This window comes from Salmonella sp. SAL04162, assembly GCF_046551535.1.
Lineage (GTDB): Bacteria > Pseudomonadota > Gammaproteobacteria > Enterobacterales > Enterobacteriaceae > Salmonella > Salmonella enterica.
This window is the reverse complement of sequence record NZ_JBGDVX010000002.1, coordinates 275,127-292,883: the sequence shown is the minus strand read 5'-3', so window position 1 is coordinate 292,883 and position 17,757 is coordinate 275,127. Positions and strand designations below refer to the sequence as shown.

The 17,757-nt window shown below is 54.0% G+C and carries 14 protein-coding genes; 7 read left to right on the top strand and 7 right to left on the bottom strand.

Annotated elements, in window-relative coordinates; all coding sequences use genetic code 11:
- The first annotated feature begins 7 nt into the window (after positions 1-7).
- The 5 genes from ACLJRH_RS05695 to hemH all read left to right on the top strand — a co-directional run bounded on the left by ACLJRH_RS05695 (position 8) and on the right by hemH (position 5,113).
- Complete coding sequence (locus tag ACLJRH_RS05695) at positions 8-337, top strand: YbaB/EbfC family nucleoid-associated protein (protein WP_000467098.1); 330 nt, start codon at positions 8-10, stop codon at positions 335-337.
- Positions 337-942 carry a recombination mediator RecR gene (recR, locus tag ACLJRH_RS05690; protein ID WP_001195023.1) on the top strand — a complete coding sequence of 202 codons (606 nt, stop codon included), beginning with the start codon at positions 337-339 and terminating at the stop codon, positions 940-942. Before ACLJRH_RS05695 ends, recR begins: the two co-directional genes overlap by 1 nt.
- Positions 943-1,052: 110 nt before the next feature.
- Positions 1,053-2,927, top strand: a complete 1,875-nt coding sequence (htpG, locus tag ACLJRH_RS05685) for a molecular chaperone HtpG (RefSeq protein WP_001523272.1) — start codon at positions 1,053-1,055, stop codon at positions 2,925-2,927.
- Between the two features lie 351 nt (positions 2,928-3,278).
- A complete protein-coding gene (gene adk, locus ACLJRH_RS05680) occupies positions 3,279-3,923 on the top strand; it encodes an adenylate kinase (RefSeq protein ID WP_001220237.1) in 645 nt (214 codons plus the stop codon).
- A gap of 227 nt (positions 3,924-4,150) precedes the next feature.
- Entirely contained in the window at positions 4,151-5,113 is a 963-nt protein-coding gene (gene hemH, locus ACLJRH_RS05675; protein ID WP_001250078.1) for a ferrochelatase, read from the top strand.
- Here hemH and aes read toward each other — a convergent pair.
- Positions 5,110-6,081, bottom strand: a complete 972-nt coding sequence (gene aes / locus ACLJRH_RS05670) for an acetyl esterase (protein WP_000801783.1) — start codon at positions 6,079-6,081, stop codon at positions 5,110-5,112. The two genes, hemH and aes, sit on opposite strands and share 4 nt — an antisense overlap.
- A gap of 152 nt (positions 6,082-6,233) precedes the next feature.
- On the opposite strand from aes, the gene gsk reads away from it, so the two are divergent.
- The gene (gene gsk / locus ACLJRH_RS05665; protein ID WP_000671592.1) at positions 6,234-7,538 is read left to right on the top strand and encodes an inosine/guanosine kinase; all 1,305 of its coding nucleotides are present in this window, start codon (positions 6,234-6,236) and stop codon (positions 7,536-7,538) included.
- A 48-nt stretch (positions 7,539-7,586) separates the two neighbouring features.
- Here gsk and ybaL read toward each other — a convergent pair whose 3' ends face one another.
- Both ybaL and ACLJRH_RS05655 read right to left on the bottom strand, forming a co-directional pair.
- Positions 7,587-9,263 (bottom strand): YbaL family putative K(+) efflux transporter, encoded by a 1,677-nt coding sequence (gene ybaL / locus ACLJRH_RS05660; protein WP_023136490.1) that lies wholly within the window; start codon positions 9,261-9,263, stop codon positions 7,587-7,589.
- A gap of 214 nt (positions 9,264-9,477) precedes the next feature.
- Positions 9,478-10,698: an MFS transporter gene (locus tag ACLJRH_RS05655; protein ID WP_001251593.1), complete on the bottom strand. Its 1,221-nt coding sequence runs from the start codon at positions 10,696-10,698 to the stop codon at positions 9,478-9,480.
- Between the two features lie 172 nt (positions 10,699-10,870).
- Between ACLJRH_RS05655 and ushA the strand changes: the two genes are divergently transcribed.
- Positions 10,871-12,523, top strand: a complete 1,653-nt coding sequence (gene ushA, locus ACLJRH_RS05650) for a bifunctional UDP-sugar hydrolase/5'-nucleotidase UshA (RefSeq protein WP_000670402.1) — start codon at positions 10,871-10,873, stop codon at positions 12,521-12,523.
- 116 nt (positions 12,524-12,639) lie between these two features.
- On the opposite strand, the gene ybaK is transcribed toward ushA, so the two are convergent.
- From ybaK to copA, 4 genes are all read right to left on the bottom strand, one after another.
- Complete coding sequence (ybaK, locus tag ACLJRH_RS05645) at positions 12,640-13,119, bottom strand: Cys-tRNA(Pro)/Cys-tRNA(Cys) deacylase YbaK (protein ID WP_000186618.1); 480 nt, start codon at positions 13,117-13,119, stop codon at positions 12,640-12,642.
- Between the two features lie 201 nt (positions 13,120-13,320).
- Complete coding sequence (locus ACLJRH_RS05640; RefSeq protein WP_000421867.1) at positions 13,321-14,115, bottom strand: TraB/GumN family protein; 795 nt, start codon at positions 14,113-14,115, stop codon at positions 13,321-13,323.
- A 76-nt stretch (positions 14,116-14,191) separates the two neighbouring features.
- The gene (locus ACLJRH_RS05635) at positions 14,192-15,028 is read right to left on the bottom strand and encodes a lysozyme inhibitor LprI family protein (RefSeq protein ID WP_023136491.1); all 837 of its coding nucleotides are present in this window, start codon (positions 15,026-15,028) and stop codon (positions 14,192-14,194) included.
- 152 nt (positions 15,029-15,180) lie between these two features.
- Positions 15,181-17,682 (bottom strand): copper-exporting P-type ATPase CopA, encoded by a 2,502-nt coding sequence (copA, locus tag ACLJRH_RS05630; RefSeq protein ID WP_000083913.1) that lies wholly within the window; start codon positions 17,680-17,682, stop codon positions 15,181-15,183.
- Positions 17,683-17,757 lie beyond the last annotated feature (75 nt).

Below are 17,757 nucleotides of genomic sequence, written 5' to 3'. Positions count from 1 at the left end.
AGAGCTTATGTTTGGAAAAGGCGGTCTGGGCAATCTGATGAAACAGGCCCAGCAGATGCAGGAAAAAATGCAGAAAATGCAGGAAGAGATTGCGCAGCTGGAAGTGACCGGCGAATCCGGCGCGGGTCTGGTGAAGGTTACCATCAACGGCGCGCATAACTGCCGCCGCGTGGAAATTGACCCAAGCCTGCTGGAAGATGACAAAGAGATGCTGGAAGATCTGGTCGCTGCGGCCTTCAACGATGCGGCGCGCCGCATTGAAGAGACGCAAAAAGAGAAGATGGCTTCCGTCTCTTCCGGTATGCAACTGCCGCCAGGCTTTAAGATGCCATTCTGATGCAAACCAGTCCGCTGTTAACTCAGCTTATGGAAGCGTTGCGCTGCCTTCCGGGCGTCGGCCCTAAGTCGGCGCAGCGGATGGCGTTTACCCTGTTGCAGCGCGATCGCAGCGGCGGAATGCGCCTGGCGCAGGCGCTGACCCGGGCGATGTCGGAAATCGGCCACTGCGCCGACTGCCGCACCTTTACCGAGCAGGATGTTTGTAATATCTGCTCGAACCCGCGGCGTCAGGAAAACGGCCAGATTTGCGTGGTGGAGAGTCCTGCGGATATCTACGCCATTGAGCAGACCGGGCAATTTTCCGGGCGGTATTTCGTGCTGATGGGCCACCTGTCGCCGCTGGACGGCATCGGGCCGGATGATATCGGTCTCGATCGTCTGGAACAGCGGCTGGCGTCAGAAAAAATCAGTGAGCTGATCCTCGCGACCAACCCGACGGTTGAAGGGGAGGCTACCGCGAACTATATTGCCGAGCTGTGCGCGGAGGCCGGCGTCGAAGCCAGCCGTATCGCCCACGGCGTGCCGGTTGGCGGCGAACTGGAGATGGTCGACGGTACGACGCTGTCCCACTCGCTGGCGGGACGCCATAAGATTATTTTCTGAACAAACGGAGGCGGCATTCGCGGCCTCCGCTTGAAATCACACCCGCTTGTCCCCATCTCACCCTCAACGTATTTTTACCATTAAAAATGGCATTGTTGAGGTCTATCCACATGAAAGGACAAGAAACGCGTGGTTTTCAGTCAGAAGTTAAACAGCTTCTGCACCTGATGATCCATTCTCTTTATTCCAATAAAGAAATCTTCCTGCGTGAACTCATCTCTAACGCCTCAGATGCGGCGGATAAGCTGCGTTTCCGCGCTCTGTCAAACCCGGACCTGTATGAAGGAGATGGCGAGCTGCGTGTGCGCGTCTCTTTCGATAAAGATAAGCGTACGTTGACCATTGCCGATAACGGCGTGGGGATGAATCGTGATGAGGTGATTGACCACTTAGGCACCATTGCCAAGTCCGGCACCAAATCTTTCCTCGAATCAATGGGGTCCGATCAGGCGAAAGATAGCCAGCTCATCGGTCAGTTTGGCGTAGGCTTCTATTCCGCGTTTATTGTGGCCGATAAAGTGACCGTACGTACTCGTGCGGCAGGCGACAAGCCGGAAAATGGCGTGTTCTGGGAATCGGCAGGCGAAGGCGAATACACCGTTGCCGATATCACCAAAAATGACCGTGGTACGGAAATCACCTTACACCTGCGTGAAGGCGAAGATGAATTCCTCGATGACTGGCGCGTACGCTCGATTATCAGTAAATATTCCGATCACATCGCATTGCCGGTAGAGATTGAAAAACGGGAAGAAAAAGACGGCGAAACCGTGATTTCCTGGGAGAAAATCAACAAGGCCCAGGCGCTGTGGACCCGTAACAAGTCGGAAATTAAAGACGACGAGTACAACGAGTTTTACAAGCACATCGCGCATGATTTCACCGATCCGCTGACCTGGAGCCACAACCGCGTGGAAGGTAAGCAGGAGTACACTAGCCTGCTGTATATCCCGTCGCAGGCGCCGTGGGATCTGTGGAACCGCGATCACAAACATGGTCTGAAGCTGTACGTACAGCGCGTGTTCATTATGGACGATGCCGAGCAGTTCATGCCGAACTATCTGCGCTTCGTGCGCGGCCTGATTGATTCTAACGACCTGCCGTTGAACGTCTCCCGTGAAATCCTGCAGGACAGCACGGTAACGCGTAATCTGCGCAGCGCCCTGACCAAACGCGTTCTGCAAATGCTGGAAAAACTGGCGAAAGACGACGCGGAAAAATATCAAACCTTCTGGAAACAGTTCGGTCTGGTGCTGAAAGAAGGCCCGGCGGAAGATCACGCCAACCAGGAAGCGATCGCCAAACTGTTGCGCTTTGCCTCCACCCATACCGACTCTTCCGCCCAGACCGTGTCGCTGGAAGATTACGTCTCCCGGATGAAAGAAGGGCAGGAAAAAATCTACTACATCACCGCAGACAGCTATGCGGCGGCGAAAAACAGCCCGCACCTGGAGCTGCTGCGTAAGAAAGGCATCGAAGTGCTGCTGCTCTCCGATCGCATCGACGAGTGGATGATGAACTACCTGACCGAGTTTGACGGTAAAGCATTCCAGTCGGTCGCTAAAGCCGATGAGTCCATCGAAAAACTGGCGGATGAAGTCGACGAAAACGCGAAAGAAGCGGAAAAGGCGCTTGAGCCGTTCGTGGAGCGTGTCAAAACCCTGCTGGGCGATCGCGTGAAAGAGGTGCGTCTGACGCACCGTTTAACCGACACGCCGGCGATTGTCACCACCGATGCGGATGAAATGAGCACCCAGATGGCGAAACTGTTCGCCGCGGCCGGTCAGTCCGTGCCGGAAGTGAAATACATCTTTGAGCTCAACCCGGATCATGTGCTGGTCAAACGCACTGCCGATACCGAGGATGAAGCGCAGTTTAAAGAGTGGGTCGAGCTGCTGCTGGATCAGGCGCTGTTCGCTGAACGCGGTACGCTGGAAGATCCGAACCAGTTTATCCGCCGTATGAACCAGTTGCTGGTGTCCTGATAACGCTCATCTGATTGCCGGATAGCGACGCGAAACGTCTTATCCGGCCTACGGGCGAGTACTGTTTTGTGACTGCCGGATGGCGACGCGAAGCGTCTTATCCGGCCTACGGCGGGTACTGTTTTGTGACTGCCGGATGGCGCTGGCGCTTATCCGGCCTACGGACGAGTACTGTTTGTAGGCCGGATAAGCGCCAGCGCCATCCGGCATTTTTTATAATACCTTCTCTTTTCTGGATTTCTCTTCGTTAACCGTTTCAGCATCAGGCGGCTTCCTTGAGCGAAATGCGTGATGGTGGTATCGTTTAGCGCTTTTTAAAAAATATCGACAACCTTTGAGGGGATTTTCGTAATGCGTATTATTCTGCTTGGCGCTCCGGGCGCGGGTAAAGGAACTCAGGCTCAGTTCATCATGGAGAAATATGGTATTCCGCAAATCTCCACTGGCGATATGCTGCGCGCCGCAGTGAAATCAGGCTCCGAGTTGGGCAAACAGGCGAAAGATATCATGGACGCCGGTAAACTGGTGACCGATGAACTGGTGATTGCGCTGGTTAAAGAGCGTATCGCCCAGGAAGACTGCCGTAACGGTTTTCTGCTGGACGGTTTCCCGCGCACGATCCCGCAGGCTGACGCGATGAAAGAAGCGGGTATTGTCGTGGATTACGTGCTGGAATTCGACGTACCGGACGAACTGATCGTTGACCGTATTGTGGGTCGTCGCGTACACGCCGCCTCTGGCCGCGTTTACCACGTAAAGTTTAATCCGCCGAAAGTGGAAGGCAAAGATGACGTCACCGGCGAAGATCTGACCACCCGTAAAGACGATCAGGAAGAGACCGTTCGCAAACGTCTGGTGGAATATCATCAGATGACCGCGCCGCTGATTGGCTACTACCAGAAAGAAGCGGAAGCGGGCAACACCAAATACGCTAAAGTTGATGGTACGCAGGCCGTTGCCGACGTGCGCGCAGCGCTGGAAAAAATCCTCGGTTAATTTTTTCGCGTAGTGAACCGCTTATCAGGCCTGCCATTATCCCGCAGGCCTGATAAGCGTAACGCCATCAGGCAATCGGTGCCGGATGCGGCCTGAACGCCTTATCCGGCCTACTGGTATCGTTAGCGCCATTCGGCAAATTCTCGTCTTACCTCTCGCAGCAATTAGTTCTTCTTTATCACTTTTCCGCTACAATTATCAACAATTTGAATAGATAAGAGGCGGCAATGCGTCAGACGAAAACCGGTATCCTGCTGGCTAACCTTGGCACGCCAGATGCCCCAACTCCCGAAGCGGTAAAGCGCTACCTGAAACAATTTTTAAGCGACAGACGCGTGGTGGATACTCCTCGTCTGCTGTGGTGGCCGCTGCTGCGTGGCGTTATTTTACCGCTGCGTTCGCCGCGCGTCGCGAAACTCTATCAATCTATCTGGATGGATGGCGGTTCGCCGCTCATGGTATATAGCCGCGAACAGCAACAGGCGCTGGCCGCGCGGTTGCCAGACACGCCCGTCGCGCTGGGGATGAGCTACGGCTCGCCCTCGCTGGAAAGCGCTGTCGATGAACTGTTAGCAAGCGACGTCGACCATATCGTCGTGCTGCCGTTGTACCCGCAATACTCTTGCTCAACGGTGGGCGCAGTCTGGGACGAACTGGGGCGGATACTGGCGCGTAAACGTCGTATTCCCGGTATCTCATTTATTCGCGATTACGCGGATGACGGCGCTTATATCGATGCGCTGGCGAAAAGCGCGCGTGAGTCGTTCGCCAGACACGGCGAGCCGGATGTGCTTCTGCTCTCCTATCACGGCATTCCACAACGTTATGCGGATGAAGGCGATGACTACCCGCAGCGCTGTCGCGATACCACGCGCGAACTGGTTTCCGCATTGGGACTGCCGCCGGAAAAGGTAATGATGACGTTCCAGTCACGCTTTGGCCGTGAACCGTGGCTGACGCCGTACACCGATGAAACGCTAAAAATGTTGGGTGAAAAGGGGACTGGTCATATTCAGGTTATGTGTCCGGGATTTGCCGCGGATTGTCTGGAGACGCTGGAAGAGATAGCGGAACAGAACCGCGAGATTTTCCTTGAAGCGGGCGGTAAAAAATATGCGTACATTCCGGCGCTGAACGCGACGCCGGAACATATTGATATGATGCTGAAACTCACGGCACCGTACCGTTAACGCGGCGTCTTCATCCTCGCCATAAAGAAGCGTGCGCCGTCCTGCAAGGCATCGTCGGCGATTGTCATCATTCGCGAATAGTGCAGAAAGGCGTGCAGCGTGCCGGGATACATTTTGTATTCGCAGGGCTGCTGGTGCGCCTGTAATGTCTGGTGCAGCAAGCGGCTGTCATCAATGAGCGGATCAAACTCCGCGCTGGCAATAAAGCAGGGCGGCACATCGTGCGTGAGATCGTTATTAAACAGACAATACCAGGGCGATTCCCGATCTTCATCGTTACGCAGATAGGCCTTTTCGTACGTATCCAGATCTTCACGCGTCAGGCCGTCCCACGCGCCGCCGAACAGACGGCGGCTTACCGAGTCCTGCAACCCATACAGCCCATACCACAATAGAATCGCGATAACGTTACCGCAGCGAATGTGCTTATCACGTAACCAGAGCGCGCTGGCAAGCGCCAGCATGGCGCCTGCGGAATCCCCGGCGAAACCGATTTTCTCTACGTTGAGCGAGTATTCATCGGCATGTTGAGAGAAGTAGCTGCATACCGCGACGGTTTCTTCAATGGCCTGCGGATAACGCGCTTGCGGCGACAGCGAATAATCAATACCGATCACGGTGCAGCCGGTATAACGCGCCAGCAGACGCATTATCCGGTCATGCGTATCCAGGTTACCGAGGATAAATCCGCCGCCGTGCAGATAGTATAAGGTGGCCTGGCTGGTCGGCTGCGGCGAGTAGAGCCGGGTTGTTACATCGCCATAAGGCGTAGGGACGACGCAGGTGCGGGTGGTCATGGACGGCGCGTCGGCATTCCAGAAACGGCGCTCAAGAAGATAATACTGACGCTGGGTCTCAATATCGCCATCGGCAGGCCAGGGAGGAAGGTCTGGTTGCTGGAAGTTTACGACGGCTGTCATTTCGTCTGACAGTCGGGTGAGTACGGGAATTTTATTTTCCGGCTTCATAAAACGCTCCTTGTGAAAGTGAACCATTGTAAAAAACGCGGCTGGAGAAACTGCGATCTCGTCGTCCGATATTGAAACGCCATCGTCCGTCGCGCGCAGCAGGGGGAATGTGCTACCATGCAGCGCTCCGTTATTCATCCGTAAGCACAATCATGAAATTTCCCGGTAAACGTAAATCCAAACACTATTTTCCCGTCAATGCGCGTGACCCGTTGTTGCAACAAATTCAGCCAGAACAGGAAACTAACGCCTCCTGGGTCGTCGGTATCGACCAAACGTTGGTGGATATTGAGGCGAAAGTGGATGATGATTTTATTACACGCTATGGATTAAGCGCCGGGCATTCTCTGGTGATAGAAGACGAGGTGGCGGAGAAGCTGTATCAGGAACTGACGCGGGAAAATCTGATCACCCATCAGTTTGCTGGCGGCACCATAGGCAATACGATGCATAATTACTCGGTACTGGCGGATGACCGTTCGGTGTTACTGGGCGTGATGTGCAGCAATATTGAGATTGGCAGCTACGCTTATCGCTACCTGTGTAATACTTCCAGCCGTACCGACCTGAATTATCTGCAAGCGGTAGATGGCCCGATTGGCCGCTGTTTCACGCTGATTGGCGAATCCGGCGAGCGTACCTTCGCTATCAGCCCCGGCCATATGAATCAGCTACGGGCGGAAAGTATTCCGGAAGCGGTGATCGCTGGCGCTTCCGCGCTGGTGTTGACCTCATATCTGGTGCGCTGTAAGCCTGGCGAACCGATGCCTGACGCGACGATGAAAGCGATCGAATACGCGAAAAAGCATAACGTGCCGGTTGTCATGACGCTGGGCACCAAATTTGTGATCGCCGATAATCCGCAGTGGTGGCAGGCGTTTCTCAAAGAGAATGTCTCGATTCTGGCAATGAACGAAGAAGAAGCGGAAGCGCTGACCGGCGAAAACGACCCGCTGCTGGCGGCGGATAAGGCGCTGGACTGGGTCGACCTGGTGTTATGCACCGCCGGGCCGATAGGGTTATATATGGCGGGCTTCACCGAAGAGGAAGCAAAACGTAAAACCCAGCATCCGCTGCTGCCAGGGGCTATTGCTGAATTTAACCAGTATGAATTTAGCCGGGCAATGCGCCATAAAGATTGTATTAATCCGCTGCGCGTTTATTCGCATATTGCGCCGTATATGGGCGGGCCGGAAAAAATCATGAACACCAACGGCGCGGGCGATGGTGCGCTGGCGGCGCTGCTGCACGATATTACGGCGAACAGTTACCATCGTAGCAACGTACCGAACTCCAGTAAGCACAAATTCACCTGGCTGACCTATTCGTCGCTGGCGCAGGTGTGTAAATATGCTAACCGTGTCAGTTATCAGGTACTGAACCAGCATTCTCCGCGTCTGACACGCGGGCTGCCGGAGCGTGAGGACAGCCTGGAAGAGTCGTACTGGGATCGCTAATCTGGCTTGCCCGATGGCGCTGCGCGCATCGGGCCGTCCGGCAAACCCTTAACTGGCGACGACTTCACCCGCCGGCGGCGTTTCAAGCAGTTCCAGCATCGCCCGGGCAATTTCTCGCTCGCCCATCACTACCTGATTAGCTCCCCGCTCGGTAATATATTTCACTTCATCATCATAGTGCGCGCGGGCGATTATCTCGATATCAGGACTTTTTTCCCGCGCTGAGGCGACAATCTCACCGGCTTCGTAACCGTTGGGGATGGTCAACAACAGCCAGCGGGCGCAGTCCAGATGCGCCAGATTCATGATTTCTTCGTTAGCGGCGTTGCCCAGTACGGCGCGAATCCCGCGTTCGCGCAGTTCATCCACGCGGGTACGGGACGTTTCGATAACCACCAGCGGAATCCCCGCCGCCAGTAATTTTTCTCCCAGCAGACTGCCTACGCGGCCAAAACCCACCAGCAGGGCATGATTACAGATATCCACCGGAATTTGCTTCTCTTCTTCGATAGCCTCTTCCAGAGTTTGCTCTTCCAGCGTTTCGGTTTTCGCCAGATACTTCTCCAGCAGGGTAAACAGTACGGGATTAAGCATAATCGACAAAATAGCGCCTGCCAGCACCAGGTTCTGTCCCGCTTGCGGCAGCAGGTTGAGCGCCATGCCGAGTCCGGCGAGAATAAAGGCGAACTCGCCGATTTGCGCCAGGCTGGCTGCAATGGTCAGCGCGGTTCGCGGCGAGTGGCCGAACATACGCACCAGGAAAAACGCAGCGATCGATTTACCAAAGACGATAATGGCAAGCGTCGCCAGCACCGCCAGCGGCTGTTGGATCAAGACTAACGGATCGAACAACATGCCGACGGAAACAAAAAACAGGACGGCAAAGGCGTCGCGCAGCGGCAACGTATCGTGCGCCGCCCGGTGACTCAGTTCCGACTCATTAAGCACCATTCCAGCGAAGAACGCGCCCAGCGCAAAAGAGACGTCAAACAGTTCTACCGCGCCAAACGCAATGCCTAACGCCAGGGCCAGTACGGAAAGGGTAAATAATTCGCGCGAGCCGGTGGCGGCGCTGCGGGCCATAATCCACGGCACCAGGCGGCGTCCGACCAGCATCATGATGGCGATAAACGCCACCACTTTACCAATGGTTATCCCCATATCGACTGCCAGCGAGGCTATGCCGACATCGCCTTTTTCCACCATGCCGGCAACGGCGGGCAGCAAGACCAGCGTCAGCACCATCACCAGATCTTCGACAATCAGCCAGCCGATGGCGATTTGTCCGCGCTGGCTATCAAGGAGTTGTCGCTCCTCAAGCGCGCGCAGCAGGACGACGGTACTGGCGGTAGACAGACAGAGACCAAAAACGATGCCGGTCATTAATGACCATCCCAGCACGGCGGAAAGCACCATACCCAGCAGCGTCGCCACCGCTATCTGAGCGACAGCGCCGGGAATGGCGATAGACTTTACCGCCATCAAATCCTTCAGCGAAAAATGCAGCCCGACGCCGAACATCAATAGAATCACGCCGAGCTCCGCCAGCTCCGGCGCCAGTTTGGTATCCGCAACAAAACCAGGGGTAAAAGGTCCCGCCAGAACGCCCGCTAACAGATATCCCACCAGTGGAGAAATACGCAATTTGTTGGCAATCATGCCGAGAATAAAAGCGAGCACAAGGCCGCCGACAATGGTGGTGATAAGCGGGGTAGCGTGATGCATTCCGTCTCCTTTGGTTGCTGGACTCCAAAACTCCGGGTAATAGTTTATGACAATTTCAATCAGGATGTTTATAAAAAATGGTTGTGTTTTATAAAAAGATACGATCTGAAGGCAAAAAGAGCACGGAACGTAAAAGTGATAAGTATGGGATGGACAAAGCAAGATGGCATCAGGATGTACAGGCGGTTAAAGCGTACCTTTAACCGCCATAAAATCACGCTTTATGTCGATTATCAGGTAAGAATATGGTCAGTATCCCCAGAAGCGGCAGGAAAGCACAGATTTTATAAACTAAATAGATACTGGTATGGTCGGCAATCAGCCCCAACACCGCTGCGCCCAGGCCTCCCATTCCGAAGGCAAACCCGAAAAACAGGCCGGAAACCATACCGATGCGTCCTGGCAGCAGCTCCTGGGCATACACCAGAATGGCGGAAAACGCCGACGCGAGAATAAAGCCGATAATCACCGTTAAAATCCCCGTCCAGTACAGCGTGGCGTAGGGTAAAACAAGGGTAAACGGCGCGACGCCGAGAATAGAGCCCCATATCACATATTTTCTGCCGATTTTATCGCCCACCGGCCCGCCGATTACCGTCCCGGCAGCCACCGCAAACAGGAAGGCAAACAGATGGAGCTGCGCGTTTTGTATTGATAATCCGAATTTTTGCATCAGATAAAAGGTGTAATAGCTACTGATGCTCGCCATATAAAAATATTTCGAGAAAATGAGTAGCAATAACACGCTGACCGCCAGCACGACTTTATTGCGCGGCAGCGGGTTAGCGATTATCGCTTTTGGCTTGCCTTTCGCTATCCGGTGCTGGGCTGCATACCAGCGGCTGATCTGCGCCAGCACCACGATCGCCAGCAGCGCGGCCAGCACAAACCAGGCGACATTCCCTTTGCCATAGGGCGCGATAATCACGGCGGCCAGCAGCGGGCCCAATGAACTGCCGAAGTTTCCGCCGACCTGGAAGATAGACTGCGCCAGACCATGACGTCCGCCGGAGGCCATGCGCGCCACGCGGGACGATTCCGGGTGAAAAACGGACGAGCCGGTACCCACCAGCGCCGCAGCGAGCAATACGCCGCCAAAACTTCCCGCCATTGCCAGCAGTACCAGCCCGCTCAGGGTAAAACACATGCCGACAGGCAGCGACCACGGCATGGGATACTTATCCGTCCAGTAGCCGACGACCGGTTGCAGTAGCGATGAGGCGAGCTGGAACGTCAGGGTGATCAAACCTATCTGGACGAAAGTCAGCGAAAACTCCGCCTGCAACAGGGGATAAATGGCTAAGATTAGCGACTGGATCATATCGTTCAGCAGATGGGAAAGACTGATCGCGCCCAAAATACCAAACGAAGTACGTGCTTTAGCGGCCGCTGCGGGCGCGCCGGCTAACGGCTGGGTTGGTTCACTCATGGCCATAGAAAGTCACTTAAATTTTATGCGATGTTGGAGATAGTAGGATGTGTAATTATTACTTGCCTAACATACCTGTGAAATGTGTTTGAAGGAAGTCTCAATTCTGAAAACATATTTGTCTATTATTGCAAGGAAAGGTAATTTCTGCGGTTGATATTGAGTCAGGGAGAGAAAGATGAAATTTTTGAAACGGGGTGTGGCGCTGGCGTTACTGGCGGCGTTCGCGCTGACGACTCAGCCTGCACAGGCTTACGAAAAAGATAAAACCTATAAAATTACTATCCTGCATACCAACGATCACCACGGTCACTTCTGGCGCAGCGAATATGGCGAATATGGTCTGGCGGCGCAAAAAACGCTGGTGGACAGTATCCGTAAAGAGGTGGCGCAAGAGGGGGGAAGCGTCCTGTTGTTATCCGGCGGCGACATTAATACCGGGGTGCCGGAATCCGATCTCCAGGATGCGGAGCCCGATTTCCGCGGGATGAATCTGATTGGCTACGACGCTATGGCCGTCGGTAATCATGAGTTTGATAACCCGCTCACCGTATTGCGCCAGCAGGAAAAGTGGGCGAAGTTTCCCTTTCTTTCCGCCAATATTTATCAAAAAAGTACCGGCGAGCGTCTGTTTAAGCCGTGGGCTATTTTTACACGCCAGGATATAAAAATCGCGGTAATTGGCTTAACCACCGATGACACGGCGAAAATAGGCAACCCGGAATATTTCACCGATATTGAGTTTCGTAAACCTGCTGAAGAAGCAAACGTGGTGATTCAGGAACTTAATATGAATGAAAAACCGGACGTGATTATCGCGACCACGCATATGGGACATTATGACAACGGCGATCACGGTTCGAATGCGCCGGGCGACGTTGAGATGGCGCGTAGCCTGCCTGCCGGTTCGCTGGCGATGATTGTGGGCGGTCACTCACAAGACCCGGTATGCATGGCGTCGGAAAATAAAAAACAGGTGAATTACGTACCGGGAACGCCCTGCGCGCCGGATAAGCAAAATGGTATCTGGATCGTGCAGGCGCATGAGTGGGGTAAATATGTGGGCCGCGCGGATTTCGAATTTCGTAACGGCGAGATGAAAATGGTTAACTACCAGCTTATTCCGGTAAATCTCAAGAAAAAAGTGACCTGGGATAACGGGAAAAGCGAGCGTGTACTTTACACGCCGGAAATCGCAGAAAATCCGCAAATGCTCTCGTTATTAACGCCGTTCCAGAATAAAGGTAAAGCGCAACTGGAGGTGAAAATTGGTAGCGTGAATGGCCTTCTTGAAGGCGATCGCAGTAAGGTCAGATTTGTCCAGACCAATATGGGACGGGTGATTCTGGCTGCGCAGATCGCGCGCACCGGCGCCGATTTTGGCGTGATGAGCGGCGGCGGTATTCGCGACTCGATTGAGGCGGGAGATATTACCTATAAAAGCGTGCTCAAGGTACAGCCGTTCGGCAACATTGTGGTGTATGCCGATATGAGTGGCAAAGAGGTGGTTGATTATCTCACCGCCGTAGCGCAGATGAAACCGGACTCCGGCGCTTATCCACAGTTCGCCAATGTGAGCTTTGTCGCCAAAGAGGGCAAGCTCACCGATCTGAAAATCAAAGGCGAGCCTGTTGATCCGGCCAAAACCTACCGCATGGCGACGCTGAGTTTCAACGCCACGGGCGGCGATGGTTATCCGCGCATCGATAACAAACCGGGATACGTGAATACCGGGTTTATTGACGCGGAAGTGCTGAAAGAGTTTATTCAGCAAAATTCACCGCTGGATGCGGCAGCGTTTACACCAAAGGGTGAGGTGAGCTGGCTGTAGCGGTACGGATAGCCATTTCTGCCTGATGGCGCGCAGCCTTAAGGCCTACGGATTATGTCTGCTGTAGGCCGGATAAGGCGTTTGCGCCGCTATCCGGCAATGTATTTTACGCAGGCTTAATCCCGACGCGCGATATCAGCGAATTTAGCACCCAGTATGGCGGCCAAATCGTCAGCCGCCAGTTCAATATCCAGCCCGCGTTTACCACCGGAAACATAAATAGTGGCAAACGTGCGGGCTGGCGCGTCAATCAGCGTGGGCAGCCGTTTCTTCTGTCCCAGCGGACTGATCCCGCCGACCAGATATCCCGTGGTGCGTTGCGCCACCATCGGGTCGGCCATATCGACCTTTTTCGCGCCCAGAGCTTTGGCGACTTTTTTCAAATCCAGCTGCCCGGCTACAGGCGTCACGGCGACGGCCAGTTGCTTCATATCGCCATTTACGGCAACCAAAAGCGTTTTATACACCTGATCGGCGTTTAGCCCGAGCTTACGCACCACTTCATCGCCAAAGTTAGTTTCATTCGGATCGTGATCGTAGGTGTGAATGTTAAACGGAATCTTATTCTTTTCGAGTAACTTAACTGCGGGTGTCATAACGTTCCTTCTTACTACAGACGTGATTTGCCATCAGCATACGCCCGAAAGCGGACTAAAAAATAGTATAATCTTGTGCATTAGGTCTTGGCAGTTGCGGCAACTTTGAGCGACAATCTGAAGATCCGAAGCGAAAGCGTCGGGATAATAATAACGATGAAATTCCTCTTTGACGGGCCAATAGCGATATTGGCCATTTTTTTATTTCAATATTTGCGGTAGGTTGCCTTCGCCGTACAGATGTAGCGCCCCTACGGCTACCACGTAGCGTCCCGGCGGCAGTGCCAGCAGCGCGTCGCGCCAGGCTTCATTGCGTTTCACCATCAGTACATCATACAGCGGTTGGCTAAACGTTCTGGGGAGCGAAGCGCCGACGCTGGTCGGCGGCTGTTCAAGCCACCAGCCGATCATCACCTGCAAAAGCCGTGCGTTGGTGTGCCAGTGCGTCAGCGTGTCGTCGAGCAGCGCCATCCCGCCATCGGGCAGATCGCAGAGTAGTTCGAGCTGGTGTTTCGCCCCTTCCAGCTCTTGCACCGGCAGCGACACTTCGCGGGCAGCCTGTAATAGCTGATAATCAATGCCATAGTCCGGACGCAATCCCAGCCGTTGCGCCTGCGTGGCCTGTAGCACCATAGCTATCTGCCATAAAGGTTGATTATCAAAATGGATCAGCGGCATACCCAACTCGCTGACCCGTTTTTCCAGTGCGCTTAGCTGCCCGGCGCTGAGACGTTCGACCAACGGCGGACATTTGGGGAGATTGCTGAATGGCGTTTCGTTACCGGAAATATCCGCTTCAACGACCAGCGCGTCGGCCTGGCGTAGCTTTTTCACCAGCTTTGCTGGAAGAGGAGCCATATCGCGCGTCCCCATATGAATACTGCCAACCAGATGCAGATGACGACCGCCGGGCAGGGAGAGATCGATAGCAGGCCAACTATTTGAGGTACCACGCAGCGCGCGCCATAAACGTTTAAGTTGATTTAATAGCTCCATACGCGCTCCCTTTGAAAAAGCTCATGCTAGCGCGTTGGAGAAAAGGGCGCAATGCGCCCTGACTGGAGGTCAACGATCAGTCGGGTAGTTCGCTGCCGTCGAGATAGGCCGTTCTGGCGATGGTCATTTCAAGCTGGCATGTATAAATACTGATGCGCTTTTCAGCAGGTAAGGCCTCGGATTTTGCATCGCTAAGTTTGCCGCACTGCTGCTCTTTTTTGGTCACCCAGACTCGCTGCTCTTGTTTTAATGCCGTTCGGGCAGAGGCGGGTAGTGAATTCCAGACCTGATTAAGCTCGCGATCTCTACTCTCAAATTTCTTTGCTGCGATTTCAATCAGTGAGCTATTTTTTTTCTTTATGAGATTATCACCAGATACCGTCATTCTTGCCATTACATAAATAGACCACGCCAATTTATCGGTTTTTTTCACCGGGGTGACGACAATATCTTTGTTGTTGTCAGCAAGCTGGATATTGTAGTTAACCTCTTTCCAGGTCATCGTATTGTTTATTACCTGTCCATTCCCTTGTGAAATATAGAATAGAGTATCTGGTAAGTATTTAATTACTTTAAACAATGACTGAGGAATACCCATGGCGACGGTAGCCGAGCAAATTCGTAGGTTGGCATTTTCTGATTGAGGATTTTGCGTTATTACATCACTGAATTGAACAGGAATAGCCCGGAGTTGCTGCTCGTACTGAGTCTGGGGGATATCGAAGAAAAGCGTGGAAGGCGCTTTAATATAGTCTTGCTGTAAACGACCTAATGCTTCATTGTAAATCCACTCTTTTGCCGCCGTGACTGCATTATCATTGCCACATTTTAACTCTGGAGTGGAATCAAATAATCCTGCATAACTAACTGCGGGAGAAAGCAGGAAAAGAAGCGTAACTGCTTTTCTAAACATAAATAACACATCCTTATGATTCAAAAAAACATTATAAAATGTTGTTTTTTATTTTTCTACAGGATGTGCGGTTAAATTTTTATATATTGATACGGTAAATTACTGATGGCTTAATAATATATCAGGCAGCTAATGCTGCCTGATAGGACTTTTTACGCTTTCGGTTTAAAGCGCAATAGCCGGTTGGCATTGCTCACGACGGTAATGGAAGACAGCGCCATTGCCGCACCCGCTACTACCGGGTTTAACAAGGTACCGGTAAACGGCCACAGAATACCGGCGGCCACCGGGATACCAATGCTGTTGTAGATAAATGCGCCAAGCAGGTTTTGCTTCATATTGCGCAACGTCGCGCGCGAAATGGCCAGCGCATCCGCCACGCCCATCAGACTATGGCGCATCAGCGTAATCGCCGCGGTTTCAATCGCCACATCGCTGCCGCCGCCCATCGCGATACCGACGTCCGCCTGCGCCAGCGCGGGCGCATCGTTGATACCATCGCCGACCATCGCAACCTGACGACCCTGGCTTTGCAGACGTTTAATCGCATCGGCTTTGCCATCCGGCAGAACGCCCGCAATCACTTCATCAATACCCGCTTCTTTGGCAATCGCGTTAGCCGTCGTTGGGTTATCCCCGGTGAGCATTACCAGACGGTATCCGGCGTTGTGCAGGCGTTCAAGCGCGGCAATACTATCGCTGCGCAATGGATCGCGTACCGCCAGTAACGCCGCCGCTTTACCGTCAATCGCCAGCAGGACCGGAGTAGAGCCTTGCGAGGCCTGCGCGGTGATTTCCGCCGTCATGTCATCCGTGGCGACGTGCTGTTCGTTCAGCAACGCCTGGTTCCCCAGAAGCAGTTGATGACCTTCCGCTTCACCGCTGACGCCCAGTCCGCGCAGCGTTCTGAAACCGTTCACCTGAGGCAGTTTATCGTCGCCGGCTTTTTCCAGAATCGCATGGGCCAGCGGGTGGCTGGAGCCTTGTTCGAGCGCGGCTGCCAGACGTAATGCCTGAGCTTCCTCAACGCCGTTAAAGGTTTTTACCGCCACCACTTGCGGCTTGCCTTCCGTCAGCGTCCCGGTTTTATCAAAAACGAGGGTATCCAACGTACTGGCGCGTTGCAGGGCATCGGCGTCGCGTACCAGCACGCCGAATTCGGCAGCGCGGCCTACGCCGGAAATAATCGACATTGGCGTCGCCAGGCCTAATGCGCAAGGGCAGGCGATAATCAGTACGGTGGTGGCGATGACCAGCGTATAAACAATTTGCGGCGCCGGTCCGAAGAAATACCAGATAGCGGCGCTGAACAGCGCAATGGCCACGACGACGGGAACGAATACCGCGGAGATTTTATCGGCCAGTTGGCCAATTTCCGGTTTACTGCTTTGCGCCTGGCGTACCATGCGAATAATGCGTGACAGCGTGGTATGACTGCCCACCGCGCTGGCGCGGAACAGGACGCTGCCGTCCTGGACGACGGTGCCGGCATGAACGCTATCGCCTTCGCCTTTTTGCTGTGGAATGGGTTCGCCGGTCAGCATGGCTTCATCAAGCCACGCTTCGCCCTGGGTAATTTCGCCATCCACCGGCACGCGATCGCCGGTAGTGAGCCGCAACAGCATCCCTGGCTGAACGTCCGCCAACGGGACGCTTTTTTCGCCGTCTTCTGTCACGACGCGTGCGGTGGGCGGGGTGAGATCGAGTAATTTTTCCAGCGCTTTTGAGGAACGCTGACGGGCGCGCGCTTCCAGCATGTGTCCGAGATTAATCAGACCGATAATCATCGCGCTGGCTTCGTAATAAAGGTGCCGCGCTTCCATCGGGAACCACTGCGGCCACAGGTTGACGCTCATGGAGTAGAGCCAGGCGACCCCGGTGCCGAGCGCCACCAGCGTATCCATCGTCGCCGTGCCGTTCAGCAGGCTTTTCCACGCGTTACGGTAAAAATGACCGCCCGCAAAGACCATCACCGCAAGCGTGATCAGGCCAATAGCCAGCCACAGGCTGCGGTTGTCGCCGGTCACCATCATGTTATCGCCGATCATCCCCCAGACCATGACCGGTATACCGACCGCCAGAGCGACGATGGCCTGCCAGCGAAAACGTTTCATGGTGGCGATGGCGGTTTCCTGCTGGCGCTCGCGGCGTTTGATGTCATCTTCAATCGCCTCTGCGCCGTAGCCGGCTTTTTCCACCGCCTGCACTAAATCAGCGGCGGACGCGCTGCCCATCACCAGCGCAGTGCGTTCCGCCAGGTTTACCCGTGCCTGCGTGACGCCCGGTACGCTTTGTAGCGCATGTTGTACGCGGGTGACACAACTGGCGCAGCTCATGCCGCTTAACAGCAACTGTTGGCTTTCTTCATCGGCCGTCGCTACCGGAAGCTCATGAGGAACCGCTGCCAGTGCTTCCGACGGGATTGATGACTCCGTCAGCGGTTTAGCCTTTGGGTGGCTTAACGTCGCGCCATACCCGGCTTGTTTGATGGTTTCAATTAACGCGTCCGCACTGGCGGTACCGGTAACGTGCGCTTCGGTTACGGTGACGTCCGCCAGCTCAACATCCGGACGTTGTTCAAGACTTTCTTTCACGCGTTTAACGCAATGACCGCAGGACAAACCGTCCAGGGTCAGGTCGATAGTTTGAGACATAGTAAAAACTCCTTTATGATTGGTCATCAATTCATTGACCTTAGTAATCGTAGTGACTCACTGTGATAAAGGTTA